Below are 7,631 nucleotides of genomic sequence, written 5' to 3' on the forward strand. Positions count from 1 at the left end.
CGCTCACCGCAGGCGCCGCGCCGGGCCTGTCCGGCCGGCCGCGGCCCGCCCCGCTGTCCGCGGCCCGCCGCGGGCCCCGCGCGGCCATGTCCCGGTCGCCCGTCCGATCATGCCCAAGGCGCCTGCCCGGCCGCGGGCGGGGCATTCCGGCAGCCCGTGGTCGGGACCGCGGGCAGGCCGCCGCGAATCGATGGCCGGGCCGAGTGCCGCCGGGCGGCGTTCACGCCGCGTCAGTTCGGCGCCTTCGCCCAGGTGTCGAGCACGGCGACGGCCTCCGCCACCAGCGTCTGGCGCGCCCGCATGCGGCCCTGGCCGATCGGCGCCCCGGCCTCTCGCCGCAGCGCCGCGACATTGCCGCCGCGCCGCCGGTCCTTTGGCACGCCGGCCAGCGCCGCCGCGCTGTCGGCCAGCGACGCGGCATAGACCACGCGGTCGATCCCGGCGATCTCCATGGCGGCGACGCAGAGCGCGCAGGGCTCGCAGGAGGAGAAGAGGACGCAGCCCGAGAGGTCGAGCGTGCCGAGCTTGGCGCAGGCATCGCGGATCGCCTCGGTCTCGCCATGCGAGGTGGGGTCGTGCCGCGCGCGGGAGCGGTTGAAGCCTTCCCCGACGATGGCGCCGTCGCGCACAACGACGGCCCCGAAGGGCTCGCTGCCCGGGGTGGCGGCCGCTTCGGCCGACAGGGCGATGGCGCGGCGCAAAAAGGTCTCGTCGTCCATGCCGGGCAGGCTACCACCCGCCGCGCCCCGGGCAGAAGTGGGCGCGGAGGAGGGGGGAAGGGGCGCCCGGTGCTACAGGTAGCGCAGCGCCATGAACCCCACGACGATGCCGGCCGCCGCGCCGGTCGTCACCAGGGTCAGCCGCCGCTCGATGAAGTCGCGGATCGGCGGGCCGTAGCGGCGCAGCAGGAAGGCCAGCAGGAAGAAGCGGGCGCCGCGCGTCACGATGCTGGCGGCCAGGAAGACCCCGAAGTTGAACTTGGCCGCGCCGGAGGCGATCGTCACGATCTTGTAGGGGATCGGCGTCAGCCCCTTGATGAGGATGACCAGCGCGCCCCAGCGCTCGTACCAGCCTTCGAACCGCGCCAGCGCATCGGCATGGCCATAGGCGCGCAGCACCGGCTCGGCCAGCGCCTCGAACAGGAAATACCCGATGGCATAGCCGGCGATGCCGCCGAGGACGGAGGCGATGGTGCAGATCAGCGCGTAGCGATAGGCCTGGTCCGGCCGCGCGATGCACATCGGGATCAGCATCGCATCGGGCGGGATGGGGAAGACGCTGCTTTCGGCGAAGCTGACGCCGGCGAGGAAGGCCGGCGCCCGCGGATGGCCCGAGAGCGCCAGCACGCGGTCATAGAGCGCACGCAGCATGGGAAGATCCCGTTGTTCGGCGGGCCTTCGCATGGCCCCGCCGCCAGCGCAACTCACGGGCGGACGACCCGCGGCATTGGCATATCGGCGCGCCGGAGCCATGCGTCGACCGCGGGTTGCGAGGGCCGCCTGCGCAATGGGATCATGCGACCCGCCGCGATCCGGCGGAGGCTGCGTCGTCCGTTCCGGTTGCCGGCCGCATCGCCCGCATCGGGCGTGGTGAAGGTCGCCCGCATCTGGCGCGGGGACAGTTGCCCGTCTCGGGCGCGGCACGCGCGGCCGCACCGGGCGCGGGAAAGATGGCCCGCTTCGGGCGCACGGCACAGCAAGCGGGCCGGGCAGGCGCCCCGGGCAGGAGAGCGGCATGGCAGGGCAGGGGGCGCGGGGCGCCGCGGCGACGGTGGGTGTGCTCATGGCCTGCGGCGTGCTGTGCGCCGCCCTGGCCATGGGGCTGCGGCAGACCTTCGGCCTCTTCCTCGCGCCGATGACGGCGGCGCATGCCTGGTCGGCTTCCGGCTTCGCCTTCGCCATCGCCCTGCAGGTGCTGATGAACGGCCTGACCCAGCCGCTGATGGGCCAGCTGGCCGACCGCTATGGCGGCCGCCGCGTCATCATGGGCGGCGCGCTGCTGCAGCTTTTCGGCGTGCTCGGCATGGCGCTGTCGGACGGCCTGCCGCTCGTCACCTTCTTCGCCGGGCTGGTGATGGGCTTCGCCGTCTCCGCCGCCGGCATGCCGGTCATCATGGCCAGCCTCACGCGCCTGCTGCCGGAAGCGCAGCGCGGCCGCGCCACCGGGCTCGGCACCGCCGGCTCCTCCTTCGGGCAGTTCCTGGTGGTGCCCATCGTGCAGCTCGGCATCAACGGCTTCGGCTGGCAGGCGGCGCTGCTTGCGGTGGCCTGCGCCTCCCTGCTCATGATCCCGCTGGCGCTGCCGCTGACCGATGCCCCGGCGAAGCCCGCCCCCGGCGCGGCGGCGGAGCAGACGGCGGGGGAGGCGCTGCGGGTGGCGCTGCGGACGCCGACCTTCTGGTTCCTCTGCTGCGGCTTCTTCGTCTGCGGCCTGCATGTCTCCTTCATGGCGATCCACCTGCCGGGCTTCGTCGCGTCCTGCCACCTGCCGGCGGCGGTGGGGGCGGGGGCGATCAGCCTGATCGGCCTGTTCAACATCGCGGGGTCGCTGGCGGCGGGCGAGCTGTCCTCCCGCTGGAAGCGGCGGGAACTGCTGGTGGCGATCTATGCCGCCCGCGGCGTGGTGATGACGGTGTTCCTCTTCGCCGAGAAGACGACCGGCAGCGTGCTGGCCTTCTCCGCCGTCATGGGCATCCTCTGGCTGTCCACCGTGCCGCCGACCGTCGCGCTCTGCGCCCGGAATTTCGGCACCCGCTGGCTGGCGACGATCTTCGGGCTGGTCTTCCTCGGCCACCAGGTCGGCGGCTTCACCGGCGCCTGGCTGGGCGGCGTGGTCTTCGACCGCACCGGCAGCTACGACCTGATGTGGACGATCTGCATCCTCGCCGCCGCCCTCGCCGCCCTGCTGCACCTGCCGGTGCAAGACGGGCCGCCGCGCGCGGTGCCGGCGCCGGCCTGACGGGCCGGGCGGAGCCTGGCCCCGCCGCCCCGGGGGGCGGGTTGTCGCGGTCGCGGCCGGCCGGTCCCATCCGGAAGGGCGGGTTTCGGCCGGGCCGGGTTCGGCGCTACAAGTCCGGGCTGACCTGGACCGGAGGATGATTGATGCGGCGTTGGGCCCTGCTGCTGGCTTTGGGGCTGCCTCTGGGCGCGGCCGTGGATGCCGGGGCGCAGCCGCGCCAGGGACCGCCGCATGAATGGGTGTTCGGCGCCTGGACCGGCGGCATCTTCCCGGCGCTGGATGCCGACACCCCGGCCTGCTTCGGCGCCCCGACCGTAATCTTCACCCGCGACATCGTCATGCGCGTCTCGGTGCTCGACACCGCCTATCGCCAGCGGACGATCGAGACGGTGGCGAGCACGCCGGACGGGCTGGAATTCCGCTTCACCCCGCTGGCGCCGGTGGGCAGCCCGCTCGGCAACCGCATCCCGCCGGATGTCGGGTTCGGCTGCGCCGGCAACCCGAATGCCCTGACGGTGCAGCGCAAGGGCCCGGACGAGATCGCCTTTCCCGGCTGCGCCGAATTCCCCTCCCCCCTGAAGCGCTGCAGCCCGGGCACGCGCTGATGCGCATCGCGCTGATCCATGCGCTGCGGCATTCGCCGCCGCCGATCGAGGCGGCCTTCGCCCGGCTCTGGCCCGACGCGGTGCTGATGAACCTGCTGGACGACAGCCTCTCGGCCGACCTGGCGCGGGCGGGGTCGCTGACGCCGGCGATGACGGAGCGGTTCCTGACGCTCTCCCGCTACGCCATTGGCACCGGGGCGGCCGGGATCCTCTTCACCTGCTCCGCCTTCGGCCCCTGCATCGAGGCCTGCGCGGCCGAGCAGGCGCCGCGCCCCGTCCTCAAGCCGAACGAGGCGATGATCGAGGAGGCGGTGGCGGCGGCGCGCGATGCCGCCGCCGGCCGCCGGCCGCGGATCGGCCTGCTGGCCAGCTTCGCGCCGACGCTGGCGAGCATGCCGCCGGAATTCCCCGGCGATGTGGAGATCGTGCCCTGCCTGGCGGAAGGCGCGCTGGCGGCGCTGGATGCCGGCGACGCGGCGGCGCATGACCGGCTGGCGGCCGAGGCGGCGCGGCGCCTGGCGGCGTGCGACGTGGTGGCGCTGGCGCAGTTCAGCCTGGCCCGCGCCGCGCCGCAGGTCGCCGGGGCGACGGGCCGGCCGGTCTTCACCACCCCCGACAGCGCGGTGCGCAAGCTGCGGCGGCTGCTCGCGGCCTGAACCCCCAAGGGGGACCGTGGCGGCTCCCGGCTGCAGGCGGCATGGCGCGGCGCCTGGGCTCGCATGCCCTGACGCATGGGCGTCGGTGACGCGCGCGGTCGGCACCGTGCGGCGACGCCGTGGCGGCCGAGCCCCCGACGCGATGATGTCCGGCCCAGCCTCCGGGCCGGCCGGCATGCGGGCCGCCGGCCATGCCCGTGGGACTGACCGCGCCGGCGTGTCGGGGTCATGCGGCGACGCCGACGCGCGCCGGCTGCCGTCGGGCGATGCTGCGGCGCGCCGCCGGACGGCGCAGCGTCGGCCGGCCGGCCTGCGCAACGGCCGCCGGCGGTGCCCCCTCGCCGGGGCCGGTCAGGCGGCCTGGGCCAGCCCGCCCCAGGCCTCGGCCAGGATCTCGTAGGACCGCTTGCGCGCCGCGTGGTCGTGGATGTTGGCGGTGATCATCACCTCGTCAGCCCCGGTGCGGGCGAGGAATTCCTCGACCCCGCGCCGCACCGTCTCCGGCCCGCCGACCACGGCGAGGCCCAGCGCATGCTGCAGCACCGCCCGGCCCTGCGGGTCCAGCCCGGCCTCGAACCCCTCCACCGGCCGCGGCAGCTTGCCCGGCAGGCCGCGGCGGATGTTCAGCATCGCCTGCTGCTGGGAGGAGAACAGGAAGCGCGCCTCCTCGTCGGTCGGCGCGGCGCAGACCGGCAGGCCGAGCATCAGGTGCGGCGCCTCCAGCCGCGGGGAAGGGCGGAAATTCTCCCGGTACTCGGTGATCGCCTCGGCCAGCATGGCCGGCGCGAAGTGGGAGGCGAAGGCATAGGGCAGGCCCAGCAGCCCGGCGAGCTGCGCCCCGTAGGTCGAGGAGCCGAGGATCCAGACCGCGACATCCAGCCCCTCGCCCGGCACGGCGCGCAGGCGCTGGCCGGGCTGCGCCGGCTCGAAGTAGCGCATCAGCTCCACCACGTCGCGCGGGAAGTCGTCCACATCCGCGTGCAGGTTGCGCCGCATGGCGTGCGCCGCGACCTGGTCGCTGCCCGGGGCGCGGCCGAGGCCGAGGTCGATCCGCCCGGGATACAGCGCCGCCAGGGTGCCGAACTGCTCGGCGATGATCAGCGGCGCGTGGTTGGGCAGCATGATGCCGCCGGCGCCGATGCGGATCCGCCGGGTGCCGTTGGCAACATGCGCCAGCGCCACCGCGGTCGCCGCGCTGGCGATGCCGGGCATGTTGTGGTGCTCGGCCATCCAGTAGCGATGGTAGCCGAGCGCCTCGGCATGCCGCGCGAGGTCGGCCGAGTTGCGCAGGGCATGGCCGGCTTCGGAACCTTCCGGAACCGGTGAAAGATCGAGTATGGAGAGGCGTGCCATGTGGGGCATATTGGCACGGGCGGCGCCGGGGCCAACCGGGGCCGCCCCTCGGCTGGCGGGAAACCCCGGTCGGCCCGACCTCGACCGCCAGCCAGGACCCGCCTCCCCGCCGATGCGACCTGCCACGCCCGCGACCGATCGCCCGCACCGGTCCGGCAGCCCGGCTGGCGGCTGGCGCGGCTATGCCATCGCGCTGGTCGCCTTCGGCCTGGCCTTCGCGCTGCGCCTGGCCCTGGCCGAGGTGCTGCCGCCCGCCGGCTTTCCCTTCCTCACCTTCTTCCCCGCGGTGCTGCTCACCGCCTTCTTCGGCGGGCTGGGGCCCGGGCTGCTGGCATCGGCGCTCAGCGTGCTGACCGCCTGGCATGTCTTCCTCCCGCCCGCCTGGTCCTTCCAGCTCAAGGGGGCGGCGGACGCCATCGCCCTGGGCTTCTTCGGCGTCATCCTGCTGGTGGACTGCATCGTCATCCACCTGATGACCCGCTCCCTCGCCCGGGTGCGGGAGGAACGGGCGCGCAGCGACGGCCTGGCGGCGGAACTGGCGCTGCGCCTGACGGAGCTGCGCGCCGCGCATGCCGAGGGCGAGGCGGTGCGCCGCCGCCTGGCCGCCAGCGAGGCGCGCCTGCAGGCGCTGAACGCGGACCTGCAGGCCCGGGTCGCGGTCGAGGTGGCGGCGCGGGAGGCGGCGCAGGCCCGCGCCGCGCATGCCGAAAGGCTGCAGGCGCTGGGCCAGCTGGCCGGCGGCATCGCGCATGACTTCAACAACGTCCTGCAGGCGATCGGCTCGTCCGCCGGGCTGATGGAGCGCCGCGCCGGCGATCCGGAGGCGGTGCGCCGCCTGGCCCGGCTGGCGCTGGAGGCGACCGGGCGCGGCGCGGCGGTGACCAACCGGCTGCTCGCCTTCGCCCGCCGCGGCGCCCTGCGGGCGGAGCCGGTGGCGCCGGCCGCGCTGCTGGACGGGCTGCGGGAGATGCTGGCGCATACGCTGGGGGCCGCCATCGCCGTCCGGGTGCAGGCGCCGCCCGGGCTGCCACCGCTGCTGGCCGACCGCGCTCAGCTCGAGACCGTGCTGGTCAACCTCGCCACCAATGCCCGGGACGCGATGCCGGAGGGCGGCCGGCTGGACCTCGCGGCCTGCACGGACCAAGCGGCGGCGGGGCATCCCGCGGGGCTCGCCCCCGGCCACTACCTGCGGCTGACGGTGCGGGACACCGGCACCGGCATGCCGCCGGAGGTGCTGGCGCGCATCGCCGAGCCCTTCTTCACGACCAAGGGCATCGGCCAGGGCACCGGCCTCGGCCTCGCCATGGCGCGCGGCTTCGTCGAGCAATCGGGCGGCGCCCTGCTGGTCGAGAGCGAGGAGGGGGCCGGCACCACCGTCTCGGTCTGGCTGCCGCAGGCGGCCGGCGGGGATGGGGCGGCGGCAACGGCCCCGCCGCCGGAGGGCGTGCTGCGCGGCCGCCGCATCCTGCTGGTGGATGACGAGGCGCCGGTGCGGCAGGCGCTGGGGCATGCGCTGCGCGACCTCGGCTGCCGCGTCGCCGAGGCGCGCGATGCCGCGGAGGCGCTGGCCCGGCTGCGGGACGAGCCGGGCTTCGACGCCCTGGTGACCGACCTGTCCATGCCCGGGGCCAACGGGCTGGCGCTGATCCGCGAGGCCCGGCGGCACGACCCGGCGCTGCCGGCCCTGCTGCTGACCGGCTTCGCCGGCGATCTCGGCACGGCAGGGGACGCGCCCGACTATGTCCTGCTGCGCAAGCCGGTGACGGGCGGGGAACTGGCGGCGGCGCTCGCCACGCTGCCGGTGCGGGTGCCGGCCGGGCCGGGCTGAGGGGCTTGGCCGGAGGCCGGCAGCGGCGACTCGATGCTGGATGGCGGCAGCGCCCGGATGGGCGGGTGACGGCCAGGCCGCACCGGCCCCGGCGCCCGGCGGGCAGGGGGGACGCGAGGCGAAGGCGCCTGCCGCCGCGGACCCGTGGCCGTCCCATGCCCGGCGGGCGGGGGACGCGCGGCCGGGCCGCGGGGCATCGCCTGGGGCGCGGCGCCGCATCCCGGGGCGGCC

7 protein-coding genes are annotated in these 7,631 nt (G+C 75.6%); 4 read left to right on the forward strand and 3 right to left on the reverse strand.

What is annotated here, in order from left to right; translation table 11 throughout:
* Nucleotides 1-230: 230 nt before the first annotated feature.
* Nucleotides 231-719 (reverse strand): nucleoside deaminase, encoded by a 489-nt coding sequence (locus E2C05_RS25975; RefSeq protein WP_133222563.1) that lies wholly within the window; start codon nt 717-719, stop codon nt 231-233.
* A 72-nt stretch (nt 720-791) separates the two neighbouring features.
* Nucleotides 792-1,370: a YqaA family protein gene (locus tag E2C05_RS25980; RefSeq protein ID WP_133222564.1), complete on the reverse strand. Its 579-nt coding sequence runs from the start codon at nt 1,368-1,370 to the stop codon at nt 792-794.
* Between the two features lie 364 nt (nt 1,371-1,734).
* Between E2C05_RS25980 and E2C05_RS25985 the strand changes: the two genes are divergently transcribed.
* The 3 genes from E2C05_RS25985 (at nt 1,735) to E2C05_RS25995 (ending at nt 4,219) form a co-directional block, all read left to right on the forward strand.
* Nucleotides 1,735-2,958 carry an MFS transporter gene (locus tag E2C05_RS25985; RefSeq protein ID WP_133222565.1) on the forward strand — a complete coding sequence of 408 codons (1,224 nt, stop codon included), beginning with the start codon at nt 1,735-1,737 and terminating at the stop codon, nt 2,956-2,958.
* A 143-nt stretch (nt 2,959-3,101) separates the two neighbouring features.
* Nucleotides 3,102-3,563 carry a hypothetical protein gene (locus tag E2C05_RS25990; protein ID WP_133222566.1) on the forward strand — a complete coding sequence of 154 codons (462 nt, stop codon included), beginning with the start codon at nt 3,102-3,104 and terminating at the stop codon, nt 3,561-3,563.
* Nucleotides 3,563-4,219 carry an arylsulfatase gene (locus E2C05_RS25995; protein ID WP_133222567.1) on the forward strand — a complete coding sequence of 219 codons (657 nt, stop codon included), beginning with the start codon at nt 3,563-3,565 and terminating at the stop codon, nt 4,217-4,219. Before E2C05_RS25990 ends, E2C05_RS25995 begins: the two co-directional genes overlap by 1 nt.
* 351 nt (nt 4,220-4,570) lie before the next feature.
* Here E2C05_RS25995 and E2C05_RS26000 read toward each other — a convergent pair whose 3' ends face one another.
* On the reverse strand, nt 4,571-5,572 hold the full coding sequence (locus E2C05_RS26000; RefSeq protein WP_133222568.1) for an LLM class flavin-dependent oxidoreductase: 1,002 nt from the start codon (nt 5,570-5,572) through the stop codon (nt 4,571-4,573).
* Nucleotides 5,573-5,684: 112 nt separating this feature from the next.
* Here E2C05_RS26000 and E2C05_RS26005 point away from each other — a divergent pair, with 112 nt between their 5' ends.
* Nucleotides 5,685-7,400, forward strand: a complete 1,716-nt coding sequence (locus tag E2C05_RS26005; protein ID WP_158292371.1) for an ATP-binding protein — start codon at nt 5,685-5,687, stop codon at nt 7,398-7,400.
* The last annotated feature ends 231 nt before the right edge of the window (nt 7,401-7,631 follow it).

Origin of the sequence: Paracraurococcus ruber (assembly GCF_004353985.1) — a bacterium.
GTDB lineage: Bacteria > Pseudomonadota > Alphaproteobacteria > Acetobacterales > Acetobacteraceae > Paracraurococcus > Paracraurococcus ruber.

Coding starts and splice junctions, on each gene's coding strand:
- E2C05_RS25975 (WP_133222563.1), bottom strand. CDS start 719: ATGGACGACGAGACCTTTTTGCGCCGCGCCATCGCCCTGTCGGCCGAA.
- E2C05_RS25980 (WP_133222564.1), bottom strand. CDS start 1,370: ATGCTGCGTGCGCTCTATGACCGCGTGCTGGCGCTCTCGGGCCATCCG.
- E2C05_RS25985 (WP_133222565.1), top strand. CDS start 1,735: ATGGCAGGGCAGGGGGCGCGGGGCGCCGCGGCGACGGTGGGTGTGCTC.
- E2C05_RS25990 (WP_133222566.1), top strand. CDS start 3,102: ATGCGGCGTTGGGCCCTGCTGCTGGCTTTGGGGCTGCCTCTGGGCGCG.
- E2C05_RS25995 (WP_133222567.1), top strand. CDS start 3,563: ATGCGCATCGCGCTGATCCATGCGCTGCGGCATTCGCCGCCGCCGATC.
- E2C05_RS26000 (WP_133222568.1), bottom strand. CDS start 5,572: ATGGCACGCCTCTCCATACTCGATCTTTCACCGGTTCCGGAAGGTTCC.
- E2C05_RS26005 (WP_158292371.1), top strand. CDS start 5,685: ATGCGACCTGCCACGCCCGCGACCGATCGCCCGCACCGGTCCGGCAGC.